Source organism: Candidatus Njordibacter sp. Uisw_039 (assembly GCF_047730075.1).
Lineage (GTDB): Bacteria > Pseudomonadota > Gammaproteobacteria > Pseudomonadales > Balneatricaceae > Njordibacter.
On record NZ_CP159831.1, the window covers coordinates 1,233,780 to 1,251,146 of the forward strand.

Below are 17,367 nucleotides of genomic sequence, written 5' to 3' on the forward strand. Positions count from 1 at the left end.
TAGGGAATTGGGCATTTTATGTATAAACAGGAAGTTACTGTTATTGATGAGACCATTGTTGGTGCTATTGTTAATGATGTCATGGAACAACGTATAGGGCCTGGTGCACGTTTAAGTGAAAAGTTTCTGTGTGACCGTTTTGGTGCCAGTAGAATGTACGTGAGAAGGGCTTTACTAACCTTGGCTAATAAAGGCATTGTAGAGTTACAGGCCAACAAAGGTGCCAGCATTCGTAGGCCAACTTTGCAGCAAGCTGTCACCTTATTTAAAACTCGAAAGTCAATTGAATCTATTATTATTAAAGACGTTGTGCTGCAAAGAAGTGACGCTGATATTGTTACACTCAACGCTCATATGGCATTGGAAGAACAAGCATTTATTAACAATGACCGTCATGAATTGATTCGGTTATCTTGTGAATTTCACTTACTCATTGCCAGTTTCCAAAATAATTATTTGCTAACTGGTTTTATGCAAACCTTAGTTACAGAATCTAGCTTAATTATTGCTATGTATGGTCAGCACAGTTTTTCTAATTGTCCTCCTAGTGAGCATCGCCACTTAGTAGATGCAATAAAAAATCAAGATCAACACATAGCATTAGACTTGATGCTCGAGCATTTAGAGCATATTGAAGCGGATTTGACACTTATTAACGGCAGAGGGTTAGATAGTTCTGCAACATTTGGAGTTTGAATAATGCAACTTGAATACACCTACATGGAGACCCCCGTAGGGCAGCTGATGTTAGCTGGTGAGGGCGAAGTATTGCATCACTTGAGTTTCCCCAGTGGCAAAATGTGCTTCAAACCAAAGCCAGATTGGGATTATCATGCAGCTGCCTTTAAACAAACTCGGCATCAAATAGACGACTACTTTGCTGGCCAACTAAAACGATTTGATCTGGCGCTAGCACCCAGCGGCACTGAATTTCAAATGCAGGTGTTAGGTGCGCTACAAAAAATTCCTTTTGGCCAAATGCGTAGCTACAAAGATATTGCAGAGGCCATAGGTCGCCCTAATTCAATGCGTGCCGTAGGGGCTGCTAATGGACGCAACCCCATCCCATTGATTATCCCATGCCACCGAGTGGTAGGCGCTGATGGCAGTCTTACGGGCTTTGGTGGTGGTTTAGATGCCAAGGCATTTCTGCTGCGCCTAGAAGGCGCAATAAGTTAGCTGTTGCTTAAACCCATGTGTTAGCGTGCAGTTTGATTGAATAGTACTTTACGTGATTCTTTGTTGATAATGCTCGTTCGACGCTCATCACCTAAACGTTCGCCCTTGGCTGCGGCAGTCCTTGCTTGTATTGTATCTAGCCAGTGCTTGAGGTGCGGGAACTGCGCCAGATCTTGGCCCTGGCGTTGATACAATAAAACCCATGGCCAACTGGCCATGTCAGCAATACTGTAGTCTCCAGCGATGAACTCCCGATCAGCTAATCTATGATTTAACACACCATATAGGCGGTTACACTCGTTGGTGTAACGTTCTATTCCGTAGGGCACTTGTTCTGGTGCGTAATGACGAAAGTGATGGGCCTGGCCTGCCATTGGGCCTAAGCCTCCCATCTGCCAAAACAACCATTGGTTGATTTCTTGCTGCTGTCGCAAATCATTACTGTAAAATCGGCCATACTTTTGAGCCAGATAGAGCAGTATCGCACCCGATTCGAAAATGCTGACCGGCGCACCACCGTCAGCTGGCGCATGATCAACAATAGCGGGTATGCGGTTGTTAGGCGAAATGATTAGAAATTCAGCCTTAAACTGTTCTCCTTTGCTCATATCGACCCACTGGGTTTGATAGGGCACACCTAGTTCTTCCAATAATATAGATATTTTTTTACCGTTGGGTGTAGGCCAATAATATAGGTCAATCATGCAATGATGCTCCGCTTATATTTCCTGATGCCTTAAATTATAGCGTGCCAACAAGTTCTTGTACGCGTACTTAGCCTTTATCTATAGCAGAATCCACTGTTCGACATTTGGCATAAATTATTCAGTGATACTGTTAGCTAACGGTTTAGTAGGTTTGCTTTGTTGATAATAGATATATACACCTGAAAGGGTGACTGAACTTCCTACCAACTGCCAAAGGGTAAGGGTTTCACCCAAGATTAGGTAGCCAAAAGTGAGGGTGAAAAATGGTTGAAGTAATATAAAACCCGCCAAACGACTCATGCCATGGCGATGAATTAGCCCATACCAAAGGCTGTAAGACAAGATGGACGAACACAGCACTACGTAAGTTAAGGATAGCATAGTGCTGGTGGTGAACTGTGGCAGCATAGGTGCAGCGTCTGCCTGTAACAGGTAGGCTACAAAACACAAAGGCGCAGTAATAATGGCAATCCAGAACTGAATAGAAAGTACTGGCAGTTGTTTTAGTTTGCGGATTTGGATGTTACCAACGGCCCACATAAATGTGCTTAGTATGACGATTAATATACCCCACTGAAGGTCACTTTGGCCTAATAGTAACGTTGGTAACATAGCCCCCAAGGTGGCTAAAATGATGGCTATAGTTTGCAGTGGCGTAATTCGTTCGTTAAGAAATAAGTAACTCAATAAGGCTGAGAAGGGCGCGCCTAATAAAAAACAAACACTAGCAATTACTCCTGGCACCATAGAGATACCTATTGCTAATAGGTAAAAGTGGCCAAGCCCCATAACTAGAGCAATAGGTAGCAATGGCTGTAACTGAGCTGTGGATATTTTCACAAAGGGTAGCAGCACTATGGCAAGTAATAGAAAGCGTGCCGAGGTGAATAATAAGGGGTCCATGTCATTGAGGGCGACTTTCATGCAAACAATGTTAACGCCCCATATAGCAGCCACTAAGGTTGCTCCTAGGGCAGGTTTTCCTAACCAATCAATTTCTTTCATGCCTGTGTCCACTGCAACATTCTAGGCGCCATTATGCGTTAAATAACAGGCACAAAAAAGCCCTGATAAACAGGGCTTTTTTAGCTTGGTTCTGCTTACAAAGTAAGGTTTATGACCAAGGGAATGGGCTGCTCGATACAGGGTGTAGTTTACCCTGCTCGTAGCGGCTCAAGCGGAACGGCTCAAGCAAACTGTGGCTTTGGCCAGTTGCAATTTCATTCGCTACCAATTTGCCTACGCCCAACATTTTGTAGCCGTGGTTTGAGTCAGCAATGAAGTACGCATTGTTGTGGAATACGTCAAAGATCGGGAAAGAGTCTGGTGTGAAACAACCAATACCACCACTTGGCTCATCCTTGAATTTAGCCATTGTGCCTTCAAAACGCTTTTGACAATGAGCCAAAGCAGAAACCCACATATGTGCGAATTCTTGGCCAACCACAAACTCTGGAGAGTCTGGGCCGTATGGGTCAACAGCTACTTCGTCTGGGTTGGTCTTTACCGGGAATGGTGCAGCACCACCTTGAACTCCACCAAAGTGGAAGTCTGGCTTGTAGTAAATGCCCCACATTTCGTCGGTTACTAAGCTGCCGTCTTCACATGAGTAAAGTGGGGCGTTAGAGTCTACGTGGATAACTGGAGGCATGTTGCCCTCATTGTCCACTTGTAGCTTGGGATCAACACCCAAGGTACCTTCCTGGAGAGACCAGTATATCCACATTGGAATGTCCGTGTGAATAAGGTCGTCCGCTCCTTTAATGCTAACGGTCTTAGGCAATTCTAGCATTTCCCACAAGCTTTTAGCCCATGGGCCAGCACCGATGACAACGTAATCACAGGCGATGTTGCCTTGGTCTGTCTCAACGTGAGTGACACAACCTTCGTTACGAGTGAAACCAGTAACGGTTACGCCACTGATAATGCGAATGTTTTCGTTCTCTACTTTGGCCGCTAAACCATACATGGCTTTAGTGTTGTTGGCATAACCACCTTTAGCTTCATGTAATACAGAGGTGATGCCCTGTGCTTGCCAATCGTGGAAGATGCCTTTCATGTATTTAGTGCAGTCGGCTTCGCCTTCAATAAAAGTAGAAGGGTAATCAATGGCTTTTTGCTGCTGGTAGATTGTAGCTACGTCTGCGTGCATTGACTCAGGGCTAATTTGCATGTAACCCACAGGGTGGTATGAATAGGCTTGCATATCTGATTCCCAAACTTCTACAGAATGAGCCATCAGTTCACGCATAGCAGGTTGGAAGTAATTGTTGCGAACTACACCACAAGCAATGCCAGTTGCACCAGCAGCAATGCCGTTCTTATCAAGGATGATAATGTCACGACCATCGCCTTTACCATTTGCTTTAAGTTCTAAAGCGAGGTGATAAGCTGTACTTAAACCATGAATACCTGCACCTACAATGACGTAGGGAGAAGAAGAAGGAAAGGCCATCAAGGACTCCAATTGGATTATGTTTATTTATCAAGTGGTAGTCATAATGCGCTTTCATGTTTAAATAAAAACCACTTAAGACGACTTTTAATGAGACAAAACCGACAATAAGGGCTAATCTAGTAAGAAAATGGCCTAGCGGTCTATGTTTTCAATGGATCTACGATGCAACGATTTGGCTTTTTTTTAGTACCAGGGTTTTCCATGCTGTCATTAGCGGCGGCTTTGGAACCCTTGCGTATGGCGAATGCGCAGGCAAAGGACGGACTTTATCAATGGGAGTTTTTAAGTTGGGATGGCTTACCTGTAAGTGCCAGTAATCAAATGGTCACTGCACCGACCATTAATTTAGACCAAGTAAAAACCCTTGATGTGTTGTTGATTGTAGCCGGAATTAATGTTGCCTCTTATGGTAATGATAAGTTTTTCGCTTGGTTGCGCCAAGCCGCCCGTCAAGTAGACCTTGTGGGTTCCACATCCACAGGATCTTTGTTATTAGCCAAGGCAAAACTGTTACGTCATAAAACCTGTACCATTCACTGGGAATATGTGGATAGTTTTCGTGAGCAATTTCCAGACGTGTGGATGAGCGGTGAACTGTATGAATTTGATGGTAGCTTATTCACCTGTTCTGGTGGTTCTGCTGGGTTAGATATGATGTTGCAAATCATCGCTGATCAACATGGTTATGAGCTGGCCTTATTGGTAGCAGAGCAGTACATGCATCCCCATATCCGCCCACCTCACCAAGACCAACGGATGCGTTTACAGTCTCGCTTAAATATCAATAATCCACGTTTGATTAAAGCCATTGATATTATGCGCCAAAATTTAGAGGTGCCCCTAACTTGTCAAGAGTTAGCAGATGCTTCTAATATGTCTGCGCGGCAAATGGAGCGCTTGTTTAAGCAGCATTTGCAACAAAGTCCAGGACAGTATTACTTGCACTTACGGTTAGAAAAAACTCAGCAATTGTTGCGTCAGTCCAGTTTGTCAGTTCTACAAATAGCTACGGCCTGTGGATTTAGTTCAACGTCTTATCTGGCACGGTGTTACCAAAAGAAGTATAGCTGTTCGCCACGGCAGGAAAGGGCGCGCAACAGTAACCGCTAATGGCTTTTAATACGCCTAATTATATGGCGTTTTCTGGCTAGTTTTAAGGCTGTGAAAGCCGTATAATTGTTTCCGTTAAAAACACCTAGTCTTTGTATTTAATCGTTTTAGTTTATCCCATAGGAGTTCTATTGCTCATGTTTGAGTCGCTGCGCGCTGTGCCTGCTGATCCCATCCTTCATTTGTCAGTACTGTATCGCCAAGATACTAACCCTAAGAAAGTTGATTTAGGTGTAGGTGTGTACAAAGATGAGACGGGACACACGGCCATTATGGAAGCAGTGTCGCGAGCAGAAGAACGGCTTTTAGTAGAAGAAGACACCAAGGCATACGTCGGCATGGCAGGGTCAAAACGGTTTTGTGATTTATTGGCTCAAGTGACTTTAGGTGCTGATCACAAGGTGTTAGCAGGCAAACGTGTTGCCGTGGCACAAACCCCGGGTGGCAGTGGTGCTTTACGAGTGTTAGCTGAGTTTATTAATGTTGCTAAACCTGGTGCGACAGTTTGGGTAGGTAACCCAACATGGGCTAACCACATCCCGGTCATGCAAAGTGCGGGTCTTACGATTAAGCAGTACCCATATTATAACAGCAGAACACGAACTGTAGATTTTGAGGCGATGTTGGCTTCGTTAGAAACAGACACAAAAGCAGGTGACGTAGTGTTGCTGCACGGTTGTTGCCACAACCCGTCAGGTGCTGATTTGAACCTAGAACAATGGCAAGCTACGGCAGATTTAATTAAAGCCAAAGGCCTATTGCCTTATGTTGATATTGCATACCAAGGCCTTGGTGAAGGCATGGATGAAGACGCAGCTGGTTTACGTTTAATGGCTAATAGTGTGCCAGAGATGGTCATCGCTAGCTCTTGTTCAAAAAACTTTGGTTTATACCGCGAACGGACGGGTACAGCCATTATTATTACCTCTACTTCAATAAATGCAAGCTTAGCCCAAAGCCAAATGAACAGCCTAATTCGCGCCAACTACTCTATGCCACCTTCCCATGGTGCTTTGGTTGTCGAAACTATTTTAGCAGACCCAAAGCTTAAGCAGATGTGGCGTGATGAATTAAAAATCATGCGCAAACGCATTACAGACCTCCGCAGCCAATTGGTTGATGCCATTAAAGCCGAGGGAGTAGAGCAAGACTTTAGCTTTATTGAACGTCAAAGAGGCATGTTCTCTTTTTTGGGCGTTAATGCAGAGCAAGTTGATAAGCTGGTAAACGAGCACAGTGTGTATTTGGTAGGTTCTAGCCGTATTAATTTAGCGGGCCTTAATCAGCACAATATTGCTTATGTGGCCAAGTCTATCGCTGCCGTGCTTTAGATCTCTCAGCCTTGCTATTGCGAGGAGCGAAGCGACATAATAATCCAAAGGTTGCAGTATTATTTTGCTTAACTGTATTCGCAATAGTGTGGGAAGGTCGCAAAGGCACGAGCTATTAACTGCTGGAAAAATTGTACCGATGGAATACGCCAGTTATGATTAAACCTTATCAAGAGTTCGGTAAACAACAAGGTAAGGCCCTATTATTTGCCCACGCTAACGGTTTTCCACCCAGTACCTACACCGCTTTATTGGCTAAACTAGGCCAGCATTACCGTATCCTAGCACCTCATCTTCGGCCTTTATGGCAAGACTTAACTGAATTTCAAACCAGCGCTAGTAATCGTGCAGTATGGCAACAAATGGCACAGGATCAAAATGACTTTATCGAACAACATCAATTGGCCCCAGTTACCTACATAGGTCATTCCATGGGCGCTAACGTTGGTGTTTTGGCGGCTCAGTTAAAACCACATTTATATCGCCAACTGATTCTCATAGAACCGGTATTTTTACGACAAACTATTGCTCGTATTATGCGCTTTGGCCCCCAAATGTTGATTAATAAAGTGCCTATCGTTGCTAAGGCTTTAGGGCGGCCAGATCACTGGCATAATCTCCAGCAAGCATTTGATTTCCACCGGCCTAAGCGGGTATTTGCTGGCATTAGCGATGAAGTTTTGTGGCATTACATAAATGCCGCCGTGGTGCCTGAGGAAGATGGTGTAAAACTATTGTATAGCAAGTATTGGGAAGCTTTAATGTATGGAAGCGTCCCCAATATCTGGCCTCACTTAAAACGAAGTCAGGTACCAATATCAGTTTTGCGTGGGGAATCTTCGGACACGGTGGATGACCTTGCTTGGAAACGCTGGCAAGCCCTGCGCCCTGCCGTTGGCTTGCCAGAACACATTCGGGCTGTTAACTTTGTTGGTTATGGGCACCTCTTGCCTCTAGAACAACCAGAACAAGTCACTGATCAAGTTAAGCGGTGCATGCTTTAATTAGCCTATTGAGAACCTATCAACTGAGGGAATTAACATGGCCGGAGTAAGTTTACTGGCTCTACTTGATGACATAGCTACCTTGCTAGATGATATTGCAGTGCTATCTAAAGTGGCTGCTAAAAAGACCGCTGGCGTATTAGCAGATGACCTAGCGGTAAACGCTGAACAGGTTTCTGGTGTTAGGGCTGAGCGAGAACTGCCAGTGGTTTGGGCAGTGGCGAAAGGGTCATTGTTAAATAAGCTAATTCTTGTACCTGCGGCATTACTCATGAGCTTGTATGCACCCTGGTTAATTACCCCTGTATTGATGCTTGGTGGTACTTACTTGTGCTACGAGGGGGCTGAAAAACTACATGAATGGATCGTCCATAAGCCCAAAGAGTCTTCGGCCCAAGAACGATTGGATCACCTTAGTTTGCCTAAGATAGATTTACTGACTTTAGAAAAAGATAAAATCAAAGGTGCTATTCGCACAGATTTTGTCCTTTCGGCAGAAATTGTAGTGATTATTTTGGGTTCTGTTGCTGATACCAGCTTTACTAATCAAGTGATCGTTGTTGCTGGCCTAGCCTTGTTTTTTACCATAGCGGTGTACGGCCTTGTGGCTGCCATTGTTAAGATGGACGATGTAGGTCTCTATTTAGTTGAAGCAGAAAAAGCGGGGCGTAATGGCCGTGTTGGTGGTTTGCTGGGCCGCGGCTTAGTTAATGCTGCAGGTCCATTAATGCACGCCTTATCAGTGTTGGGTACTATTGCTATGTTTTTAGTGGGTGGTGGAATTTTGGTTCATGGTTGGCCCTGGCTCCACCACTGGTTTGAACCGCTCACAAGCCTATGGGCTATGCTCGCCAATTCGGGTGTAGGTGTTATTACAGGACTAGCGGTGCTAGGACTGATTACACTGATAACAAGATTGCGCGCTCTAGGCTAACGAGAGCCTTTAAGGCCCTGGCTTGTCGTTCAACTCCCTCAGTACATATGACCATTGCTGCGGCAAAGTATGCCTCTAATAAGGCGTATATAGCTTCATCTACAGGGCCGTAATGGTTCACATAGGATTGTCTTAAACAGCTGTGCCAGTTGATTTCTGTATAGGCTTGCATGTCTTTGTTATGCCAGTCAATAGTAAAGCCAAGGTCTTGGGCATAACCCCCACCCATTCCTGATATTTGTACATGCCCACGACGCATGGCTGGTAACTCGCCAGAACCATAGGATTCATATTTGGCTAAATCAAATAGTGGGTGGCCTGTGCTAATGCCGGCAACAGATACAGGGTCAATTAATACCAACTGTGTGGGCCATTGTTTTAGCGAAGAAAACTTAGGTAGTAATATGTTTTCTAGAAATAAGTCACCATGGAGCCTAACTTGGGGTTGGCTATCGATGGCCTGCAATAAATGGGTTTGAGTTGTAAGACGAGTGATGTTAGTAGCAAGTGGGAAGCAATCTAGGCTGTTGATGCTGAGTTTGTTTTCTAATAAGCAAGTTAAGTCAGCCGATGCATTTATAGTATATGCGGCTTTTTTTAAGGTATCTAAAACATTAGCGGACAGCTTGCATGTGGCGTTGGACGGTGTGTGCAACTGCCCGAACACTCGTTTGCCTAAATGGGTTTGAAACTGATTCGCCTGTTGCTGATTAAATGCCTTAGCTCGTGCGAGTTGACCTAGGTCCACACATTCTTTTTTATAGGACATGTCGTAACCGGGTGCGGGTTGTTCCCATGAGGCAATGAGCCGAGGGAATAAGTCGAGCAAATGAGGCTCCAAATCTTGCAAATATTGAGCCTCAGCCCGCAGGTTATCCATGCCCCAAGGGCCTGCAGATTGATGTCCTTTAGATTGCTTCCGCACCCTTTGTGACCCATCTACCATGCGGATAATTTCTGTGCGATCCCAGTAGCCATCTCGTAAAAGAGCATCGACGGCGGCAAGATTAGGACGTGTACTGGTGACCATGGTGTACCTCAGTGGTTGAACTGCAATTCACTTAAACGTTTGTATAGTGATGACGTAGCGATTAAGTCTTCATGTTTGCCTTCAGCCTCTAGTTTACCTTCGTTAAACACCATAATACGATCTGCATGCATTACCGTGGCTAATCGGTGGGCAATAATGAGGGTGGTACGGCCGTGCATTAATTCTTTTAGTGCTGCTTGAACCTTGTGTTCGCTGTTTGCATCTAAGGCACTGGTGGCCTCATCTAATAGCAATATAGAAGGGTTCTTGAGCATGGCGCGAGCTATGGCAATACGCTGCCTTTGGCCACCCGACAGGCGCACCCCTTGTTCACCTAAATAGCTGCTGTAAGCTTCTGGTAAACGGTCAATAAATTCATCAGCATAGGCTTTTTGAGCGGCTTGTTGTACTTGCGCTTGGGTGGCACTTGGATCGCCATAACGGATGTTATGGGTAACGTCTGCACTGAACAACGTGGGCTGCTGTGGGACTAAACCTAAATGGCTACGTAAGTCTTGTGGTTTGAGCTGTTTAATATCGTGACCAGACACTTTAATGTTGCCGTTTTTGGGGTCATAAAAACGTTGCAACAACTCAAATAAGGTGCTTTTTCCAGCGCCAGAAGGCCCAACAATAGCCACTGTCTCGCCCGCGGACACGTTAAACGAAATATTTTCTAAGGCGGCTTGATCTGGTCGAGATGGGTAGCTAAAACTTACCCTATCAAAGGACAGTGCTAAGGGGCCATTGGCTAATGGTACAGCGTCTTCTGGCGCACTGATGTCGGCTTGTTCAGCCAGCAATTCTAGCAGGCGCTCGGTGGCACCAGCGGCCCGCTGTAACTCTCCGTACACTTCCGATATGGTTGCCACTGCCATAGCAACCATGAGGGCATAAAAAATAAATGCGGCAAGTTCACCAGAACTGATATGACCGCTCGCAACATCTTGAGCGCCAACCCAGATCATGCTGGAAAGGCCTGTAAATACCAACGTCATGGCCACTACGATTAGGATAGATCGCTGCAATATGCGTTTTTTGGCGACGTTAAAGGCTTTTTCTACCTCCAGACCAAAGGCTTTGGTTTCTTCAGCTTCATGAGTAAAGCTTTGGACAATTTTGATGTTCTGTACAATTTCGCCAGCATAGGTGCCTATATCGGCCACTCTATCTTGGCTTTGACGAGATAGCTTACGTACCCGGCGACCATAAATTATCATTGGAAATATAATGAGCGGCACACTAGCCAGTACGATTAAGGCCAATTTGGGGTTGGTAATGAGCATCATCACCAAGCCACCAACAAAGGTTAGGCTACTGCGTAAGGCCATGGAAATGGAGGAACCAATAATCGACTGCAATAGAGTGGTGTCAGTGGTGAGTCGAGCATTGATTTCACCGCTACGATTCATCTCAAAATAATAGGGGTCTAGGGTTAATAAGTGATTAAATACTGCTAAGCGCACGTCGTTGCTTACTCGCTCTCCGAGCCAAGACACCAGATAAAAGCGAGTAAAAGTACCAGCTGCCATAAGCAAGGTAATTACCGCTAACACCAGCATAGCTTGGTTTAATCTGCTTGGGTCCGTGGAGTCGAAGCCTTGGTCTACGAGAAGACGAATTCCTTGCCCTAAGGCAAGAGATACGCAGGCGGTAATGATCAAGGCTAGAGCGGCACCCATCACCATTTTTTTGTACGGCCTAATGAAGGGTAATAGTCGCATCAACAAACGTAAGTCCTGCTTGTTAGCGGGTGTTTTGTTGCTGTTGTCAGTGGTCATATAGCACTCATAAAAGTTAGGCCTAAGTGTCTATGTGTGGGCAGACTAGCTGTTTACAATTGTGTTGGGCAAATGGTTAGGTAAACCGATGGTTAAATGAATGGGCTATAAGCTATACTCGCCCCTACTTACCTCTAGTTAGTTATAGATAATGAACATCTCAATGTTAAGTTTAGGCAGGGCGCGAAATCCAGTTGGCCTACTTAAGCTTATGACTTTTGCCATGCCCTTTAGTTTTGGAGTGTGGATGGCTCTCTTCAATAATTTTGCCATAGAGCAAGTTGCCTTGAATGGTGCCCATATTGGCGTACTTCAATCTTGGCGTGAAGTGCCTGGGTTTCTGGCCTTTGGTGTGGTGTTTTTACTTATCGTTATTGCTGAACAACGCTTAGCAATCTTGTCTTTAGTTATGCTTGGAGTAGGCACTGCATTAACAGGCTGGTTGCCGAGTTTTAGTGGGCTGTTAGTCACTACCATGTTGATGTCTGTGGGTTTTCATTATTATGAGACTGTTAAGCAATCGCTAGCCCTGCAATGGTTCAGTAAACAAGAAGCCCCCGTGCAACTAGGGCGCTTAATTTCAATTGGTGCAGCATCTTCTTTACTGGCTTATGGTTGGGTGTGGGCTGCGTTGCAAGTGTTTCACCTGCCTGTGGCATGGGTATACGCGTTTGGTGGGGGCGTAACTGTTGTTGTTGCACTTATTGCTTTAGTTATGTTTCCTAACTATGAGTCTAAGGTTCCACAAACAAAAAAATTGGTGCTGCGAAAACGTTATAGCCTTTATTATGCTTTGGTGTTTATGGCTGGTGGCCGCCGTCAAATTTTTGTAGTATTTGCCGCACTGATGATGGTGGAACGTTTTGGTTTTGGTGCCGATGAAGTGGCGTTAATGTTTTTGGCGAATGGCCTTTTGAGCATGTGGTTAGCACCAAAGATAGGTGCTTTAGTAGCTCGGTGGGGCGAGAAGCGGACACTCACCCTAGAGTATATTGGTTTAATATTTGTGTTCTTGGCCTACAGTGTTGTGGAATGGGCGCCTCTGGCAGTGGTTTTGTATATGTTAGACCATGTGTTATTTGCTATGGCTATTGCCCATAAAACCTATTTTCAAAAAATCGCAGATCCTGCTGACATGGCCTCTACGGCAGGAGTTTCGTTTACTATTAACCACATTGCCGCTGTGGTGTTGCCTGCGTTAATGGGGCTCTTGTGGTTAGTGTCGCCCTCATGGGTATTTATATCGGGTGCTGTTATGGCTGCTATTTCGCTGATGTTAGCCCGTTGGGTGCCCTCTAGCCCTTCTAACGGCCAGGAATGGCAAAACCCTTTTAGCCCCACAACCTAATTAAGTGAGACCTTTATCAGGGTGAGCTTGCTTAAATGCAGCTTGTTGGTTACACCAATCAACGCGTTGATTAATGTTGGGGTAAGGCGTCATATCAAGGTTAAAACGATTGGCGTTAAATGCTTGTGGCACCAGTAAAACGTCTAGCACGTTGGCTTGGTTAATTTGCACCGTGGCACAGAGGTAAGTCTCTATAGCAGCGAAGGCAAGTTTGATCCAGTGGTGATACCACACCATTTTTTCGTCCTCATCGTGGCCCATGTCATTAATGAGGTAGTTGAGTACCCTAAGGTTGTTTAGGGGGTGGGTATCACAGGCGATTGTATAGGCTTGTGCTCGCAGTTGGGCCTTTTCCATTGGGTCGCAAGGTAGTAGGGGTTGCAGGGGGTAGGTTTCGTCTAGCCATTCAATTATAGCCATGGATTGGGTGATGATTTGGTCTCCTATGGTTAAACTAGGCACGAGGCCTTGCGGATTTGTCGCTAAATAAAAGTCACTGTTGTGATCTTTATTAATTAGGTCAACGTGCACTTGTTGGTAGTGAATGCCTTTTAAATTTAGTGCAATTCGCACTCGATAAGCCGCTGAAGATCGTGGATAGTCATATAAAATAATTTCTTTAGTCATGTCATTGGACCCCATAGATGGAGAAAAAAACGGATATCCTCTATGCTAGCAGACATTGTTACTTATGCAACTATATGGCGTACTACTTATGGCTACAAAGCCCTCTAATGCTAGCCTTAATTTAGACCGTTTTTTGCCTTACCGTTTAAATCGATTGGCCCACAACGTGAGTGTTTCACTCGCAACCATCTATACCGATGCCTTTGGTATTAGTCGCTCCCAATGGCGTGTGATGGCCTTATTAGGACAACACCAATGGCTTACGGCGAAACAAATTTGTGCCATGACCTACATGGACAAAGTAAAAGTTTCTCGCGCTGTAAATGGTTTGGTGGCATTAAATTATTTGCAAACCACTCAGGATGCAACCGATAAAAGGGCGGTGTTGTTAACCCAGTCGATGGAGGGTAAAAAGCTCTTTGAGGCCATGGTGCCGAAAGTCCAAGCATGGGAGGAAAGTTTTTTGGAAAAACTTTCAGCGCAAGAGATTATTCACTTAGCCACTATCATCGACAAGCTGGATCCATCTAATGACAATTAACTTTGACGCTGATGAAAAGGCCGATTTAATGGGGCGTTTGCAGCATTATTGTGCCATTGAATTAAACCGAGAGTTAGGCAGTTTTTAAGCGCAGTTCCTGCTGGATTTTATTAGTGAAACCATGGGTCCGTTTTATTACAACCGTGGCATTGATGACGCACGAGCTTTGCTACAAGCACAACTGGAGCATTTAGGTGAGTCAATCTATCAGCTGGAAAAAATACCACCAAAAAGAAAGCCTTAATGAGCCCAATGCGCACTAATACTGCTAAATAATGGGTCATGGATGTTGAGTTTCTGCAGGTGCGTAGAAGTATTGTTGAAGTAATCCATATTACTGCCTCTGCCACCGTGAGCTTGGTCTATCATACTGGCACATTGAGCGGCGTCAAAATCGACGTATTGTTCGTGCTGTTGATCTGCAACAAAGGTAATAGCATTGATTATGCCAATGTCGGTTGTAACCTGGCATATATGGGGCTGGTAAAACATAGTCACCATTTCTCGTAGCCACAAGTTTTTAAAATCTTCCTGCTTAGATGCTTGTGCAATGCGAAATGCCAAGCCTTCACAATAGCCTCCATCTCTTAAAGATAAAACTAGCCCAGGCTGCTCTTGAGTGCCTCGGTGCACCGTAGACAATAAATTGAAGCCTCGCTGTAAACCGTGGACTTTTCCTTGCTGGCTCTCTATGACCTGCATTTCTGGATTCCACATTAACGAACCATAGGCAAAAATCCATAACTCGTCAGGTAAAGGGGATTCTGCTAGGTAGCTATTAAGGGCATCTAGGATTTGCGTTTGTGGGTAGACTGACATAATTGATCCTGTACATAAAAAAGCCTGCTTCAATTAAGAGGCAGGCCTTATGCTGTCATACCAAAGGTATTTTGGCCAGCAAAAGCTAACCCTACAATACAGCGCAGTAATACACCACGTTTTATAGAATTTATGATGAGAGTTTTGGTTCTATTGATTAGAATTATGTTCGTTAAAAAGCCATAAAAGACCATGGGTTATGAGAAATATTACAAGGCATAAAAAATACAATAAATAGGTGCTGATCGACTCGATTAAGGCTGACACGAATTTGGTCATAATATCCCTTGTAAAAAAACCTCAGCGTGTGACAAGATAGGCGGCCAAATTGCCAGCCTAATGATTGTTATGTCTATAACCTTAAACCGCACCTTCGTTCGCCTAATGCCATGGATTTTTGTATGGGTATGGAGTACGGGTTTTTTGGCTGCTAAATTAGGCAAATCCTATGCTGAGCCCTTTACTTTACTAAGCTATCGTTTTGCCCTTGCCCTTGCGGTGCTGTGGGTAATCACCAAGTTATTTAATAGCCGCTGGCCCTCAACATGGCGTTTAGCTGCTCATTGTATGGTGGTTGGGTTGTTGCTGCACGGGGTATATTTGGGTGGTATTTTTAAAGCCATATCCTTAGGTATGCCAGCTGGCTTAAGTGCAATGGTCATTGGTTTGCAGCCCTTAACTATGGCTTTGTTCGCAGGAGTTATGTTGGGCGAGCGTGTATCAAAGCGCCAGTGGCTGGGTTTGTTCATGGGTTTGGCTGGGCTCTACTTGGTGTTAGGTGAACAGTTTTCTGTTGACGCAAGTACTATTTTTTACGGCTTTTCTGGCTGGTCCCCGGTGCTGGTAGGAGCAGCGTTGTTGGCAATCTCTTTTGGTACGCTATATCAAAAGAAATATTGCCATGGAGCAGATCACCTAACCTCTATTTGGTTGCAGTATGCTGCGGCGCTAGGTTTTAGTTTGATTATTGCGTTTACCTTTGAAACACGCGTTGTAGATTGGCAGTGGCAGTTTATTGTGAGTTTGTCTTGGCAAGTATTAGCCCTATCTATTGGAGCGGTGTTATTGCTCATGATTATGATGCGCCAAGGTGCTGCGACCAAGGTGGGTAGTCTGTTTTATTTGGTGCCACCAGCAGTAGCAATACAGGCCTGGTTTTTATTTGGTGAAGCCATGGGCCTGCAGGGTTTGGCGGGTATCGCTTTAATTGCAGCTGGTGTGGCACAGGCCATGTGGCCAAGCCGCAACTAGTTATTTAATTGAATACTTTTTTGGAGTTGTTTATATGACATCATCAACTGCCGTTTTACCGGGTCGGTTAGATTTTTTTCACAATCCTAAAGCTGATACTAAGTTAGTTTATGGCCCCCAGCGCCAAGCTATGCTTAGCGTGGCTAAAGGCAAGCAAGCTTTAAAAATGATTTCTACTTGGCCCAATTACCAAGTTACCGACTTGCACCAGCTGGTTGGCATGGCTGAGCAGGCTAATATAGGCCAAATTTATTATAAAGATGAAAGTAGCCGGTTCGGTTTAAAGAGCTTTAAAGCCTTAGGTGGTGCATACGCTGTGACCCAATTCCTACAGCAGCATTTAGGCCAATTGAACGGCGAACAACCGACTATGGCGCAGCTATTATCGGGGCAATACAAAGAGCAATTAAAAGACGTGGTAGTTAGCTGTGCGACCGACGGTAACCATGGTCGATCTGTGGCTTGGGGTGCACAAATGTTTGGTTGCCAGTGCATTATTTATATCCATCGTGATGTCTCTACTGGCCGTCAAGCGGCTATGGAAGCCTACGCTGCTCAGGTGATTCGTATTAAGGGCAATTATGATGAGTCTGTCCGTCAAGCCGCAATAGATGCAAAACAGTATGGCCGTTCGATTATTTCTGATACTAGCTACGAAGGTTACACAGAAGTGCCAGCCAATGTAGCTTTAGGCTATACGGTGATGTTGTCTGAAGCCGTTGAACAACTTAATGGCGTAATACCCACTCACGTTTTTATCCAAGCTGGGGTCGGTGGCTTAGCTGCGGCAGTATGTGGCTACTTTTGGGACCTATGGGCAGAGCAACGCCCTCGGTTTGTTGTGGTAGAGCCAGAGGCTGCAAATTGTTTACAAGAAAGCGCTAAGGCTGGAGAGTTAAAAGTAGTAGAAGGCGACTTAGATACGTTAATGGCAGGCTTGGCTTGTGGTGAAGTCTCTCATATTGCTTGGGATATATTAGACCAAGGGGCGGATGACTTTATCACTTTAAGTGAGGATGCCGTAGCTCCATGTATGCGCGCCTTGGAGCAAAATAGCCCAAGTATTGAAGCTGGAGAATCGGCTGTTGCAGGTTTAGCTGCTTGCATTATTGGTGCGCAACACCCTCAATGGCGGGCGACTTTAGGGCTTAATGAACAAAGCACAGTATTAGTCTTAGGCACAGAGGGTGCTACTGATCCTGAGCTTTATCAGCAATTAGTGTTTGGCACTTAAAAATGTCTAACTA

General features: G+C 44.9%; 18 protein-coding genes. 11 read left to right on the plus strand and 7 right to left on the minus strand.

Annotated elements, in window-relative coordinates; all coding sequences use genetic code 11:
• Positions 1-18 precede the first annotated feature (18 nt).
• Positions 19-696: a GntR family transcriptional regulator gene (locus tag ABXT70_RS05860; protein ID WP_443642237.1), complete on the plus strand. Its 678-nt coding sequence runs from the start codon at positions 19-21 to the stop codon at positions 694-696.
• Positions 697-699: 3 nt separating this feature from the next.
• The gene (locus ABXT70_RS05865; RefSeq protein ID WP_443642238.1) at positions 700-1,179 is read left to right on the plus strand and encodes a methylated-DNA--[protein]-cysteine S-methyltransferase; all 480 of its coding nucleotides are present in this window, start codon (positions 700-702) and stop codon (positions 1,177-1,179) included.
• Between the two features lie 20 nt (positions 1,180-1,199).
• Here the strand turns inward: ABXT70_RS05865 and ABXT70_RS05870 are convergent, their stop codons facing one another.
• The 3 genes from ABXT70_RS05870 to ABXT70_RS05880 form a co-directional block, all read right to left on the minus strand.
• Positions 1,200-1,883 (minus strand): glutathione S-transferase N-terminal domain-containing protein, encoded by a 684-nt coding sequence (locus ABXT70_RS05870; RefSeq protein ID WP_443642239.1) that lies wholly within the window; start codon positions 1,881-1,883, stop codon positions 1,200-1,202.
• A 117-nt stretch (positions 1,884-2,000) separates the two neighbouring features.
• On the minus strand, positions 2,001-2,891 hold the full coding sequence (locus tag ABXT70_RS05875) for a DMT family transporter (RefSeq protein WP_443642240.1): 891 nt from the start codon (positions 2,889-2,891) through the stop codon (positions 2,001-2,003).
• A 109-nt stretch (positions 2,892-3,000) separates the two neighbouring features.
• A complete protein-coding gene (locus ABXT70_RS05880) occupies positions 3,001-4,341 on the minus strand; it encodes an NAD(P)/FAD-dependent oxidoreductase (RefSeq protein ID WP_443642241.1) in 1,341 nt (446 codons plus the stop codon).
• A 165-nt stretch (positions 4,342-4,506) separates the two neighbouring features.
• Between ABXT70_RS05880 and ABXT70_RS05885 the strand changes: the two genes are divergently transcribed.
• The 4 genes from ABXT70_RS05885 (at position 4,507) to ABXT70_RS05900 (ending at position 8,723) form a co-directional block, all read left to right on the plus strand.
• A complete protein-coding gene (locus tag ABXT70_RS05885; RefSeq protein WP_443642242.1) occupies positions 4,507-5,454 on the plus strand; it encodes a GlxA family transcriptional regulator in 948 nt (315 codons plus the stop codon).
• 137 nt (positions 5,455-5,591) lie between these two features.
• Positions 5,592-6,785 carry an amino acid aminotransferase gene (locus ABXT70_RS05890; protein WP_443642243.1) on the plus strand — a complete coding sequence of 398 codons (1,194 nt, stop codon included), beginning with the start codon at positions 5,592-5,594 and terminating at the stop codon, positions 6,783-6,785.
• 155 nt (positions 6,786-6,940) lie between these two features.
• Positions 6,941-7,789 carry an alpha/beta fold hydrolase gene (locus tag ABXT70_RS05895; RefSeq protein ID WP_443642244.1) on the plus strand — a complete coding sequence of 283 codons (849 nt, stop codon included), beginning with the start codon at positions 6,941-6,943 and terminating at the stop codon, positions 7,787-7,789.
• A 37-nt stretch (positions 7,790-7,826) separates the two neighbouring features.
• Positions 7,827-8,723, plus strand: coding sequence for a DUF808 domain-containing protein (locus ABXT70_RS05900; protein ID WP_443642245.1), 897 nt, complete (start codon positions 7,827-7,829; stop codon positions 8,721-8,723).
• Here ABXT70_RS05900 and ABXT70_RS05905 read toward each other — a convergent pair.
• Both ABXT70_RS05905 and ABXT70_RS05910 read right to left on the minus strand, forming a co-directional pair.
• Positions 8,689-9,753: a hypothetical protein gene (locus tag ABXT70_RS05905; protein WP_443642246.1), complete on the minus strand. Its 1,065-nt coding sequence runs from the start codon at positions 9,751-9,753 to the stop codon at positions 8,689-8,691. The genes ABXT70_RS05900 and ABXT70_RS05905 overlap by 35 nt on opposite strands.
• An 8-nt stretch (positions 9,754-9,761) precedes the next feature.
• Entirely contained in the window at positions 9,762-11,534 is a 1,773-nt protein-coding gene (locus ABXT70_RS05910; protein ID WP_443642247.1) for an ABC transporter transmembrane domain-containing protein, read from the minus strand.
• Positions 11,535-11,757: 223 nt separating this feature from the next.
• Between ABXT70_RS05910 and ABXT70_RS05915 the strand changes: the two genes are divergently transcribed.
• The gene (locus ABXT70_RS05915; RefSeq protein ID WP_443642487.1) at positions 11,758-12,882 is read left to right on the plus strand and encodes an MFS transporter; all 1,125 of its coding nucleotides are present in this window, start codon (positions 11,758-11,760) and stop codon (positions 12,880-12,882) included.
• Here ABXT70_RS05915 and maiA read toward each other — a convergent pair whose 3' ends face one another.
• Positions 12,883-13,509 (minus strand): maleylacetoacetate isomerase, encoded by a 627-nt coding sequence (gene maiA, locus ABXT70_RS05920; protein WP_443642248.1) that lies wholly within the window; start codon positions 13,507-13,509, stop codon positions 12,883-12,885.
• 88 nt (positions 13,510-13,597) lie between these two features.
• Here maiA and ABXT70_RS05925 point away from each other — a divergent pair, with 88 nt between their 5' ends.
• Positions 13,598-14,050 (plus strand): MarR family winged helix-turn-helix transcriptional regulator, encoded by a 453-nt coding sequence (locus ABXT70_RS05925; RefSeq protein ID WP_443642249.1) that lies wholly within the window; start codon positions 13,598-13,600, stop codon positions 14,048-14,050.
• A 100-nt stretch (positions 14,051-14,150) separates the two neighbouring features.
• Positions 14,151-14,294: a DUF2164 family protein gene (locus ABXT70_RS05930; protein WP_443642488.1), complete on the plus strand. Its 144-nt coding sequence runs from the start codon at positions 14,151-14,153 to the stop codon at positions 14,292-14,294.
• Here ABXT70_RS05930 and ABXT70_RS05935 read toward each other — a convergent pair.
• Entirely contained in the window at positions 14,291-14,869 is a 579-nt protein-coding gene (locus ABXT70_RS05935) for a gamma-glutamylcyclotransferase (protein ID WP_443642250.1), read from the minus strand. The genes ABXT70_RS05930 and ABXT70_RS05935 overlap by 4 nt on opposite strands.
• A gap of 348 nt (positions 14,870-15,217) precedes the next feature.
• Between ABXT70_RS05935 and ABXT70_RS05940 the strand changes: the two genes are divergently transcribed.
• Both ABXT70_RS05940 and ABXT70_RS05945 read left to right on the plus strand, forming a co-directional pair.
• The gene (locus ABXT70_RS05940; protein WP_443642251.1) at positions 15,218-16,120 is read left to right on the plus strand and encodes a DMT family transporter; all 903 of its coding nucleotides are present in this window, start codon (positions 15,218-15,220) and stop codon (positions 16,118-16,120) included.
• 34 nt (positions 16,121-16,154) lie between these two features.
• Positions 16,155-17,354: a diaminopropionate ammonia-lyase gene (locus ABXT70_RS05945; protein WP_443642252.1), complete on the plus strand. Its 1,200-nt coding sequence runs from the start codon at positions 16,155-16,157 to the stop codon at positions 17,352-17,354.
• Positions 17,355-17,367 lie beyond the last annotated feature (13 nt).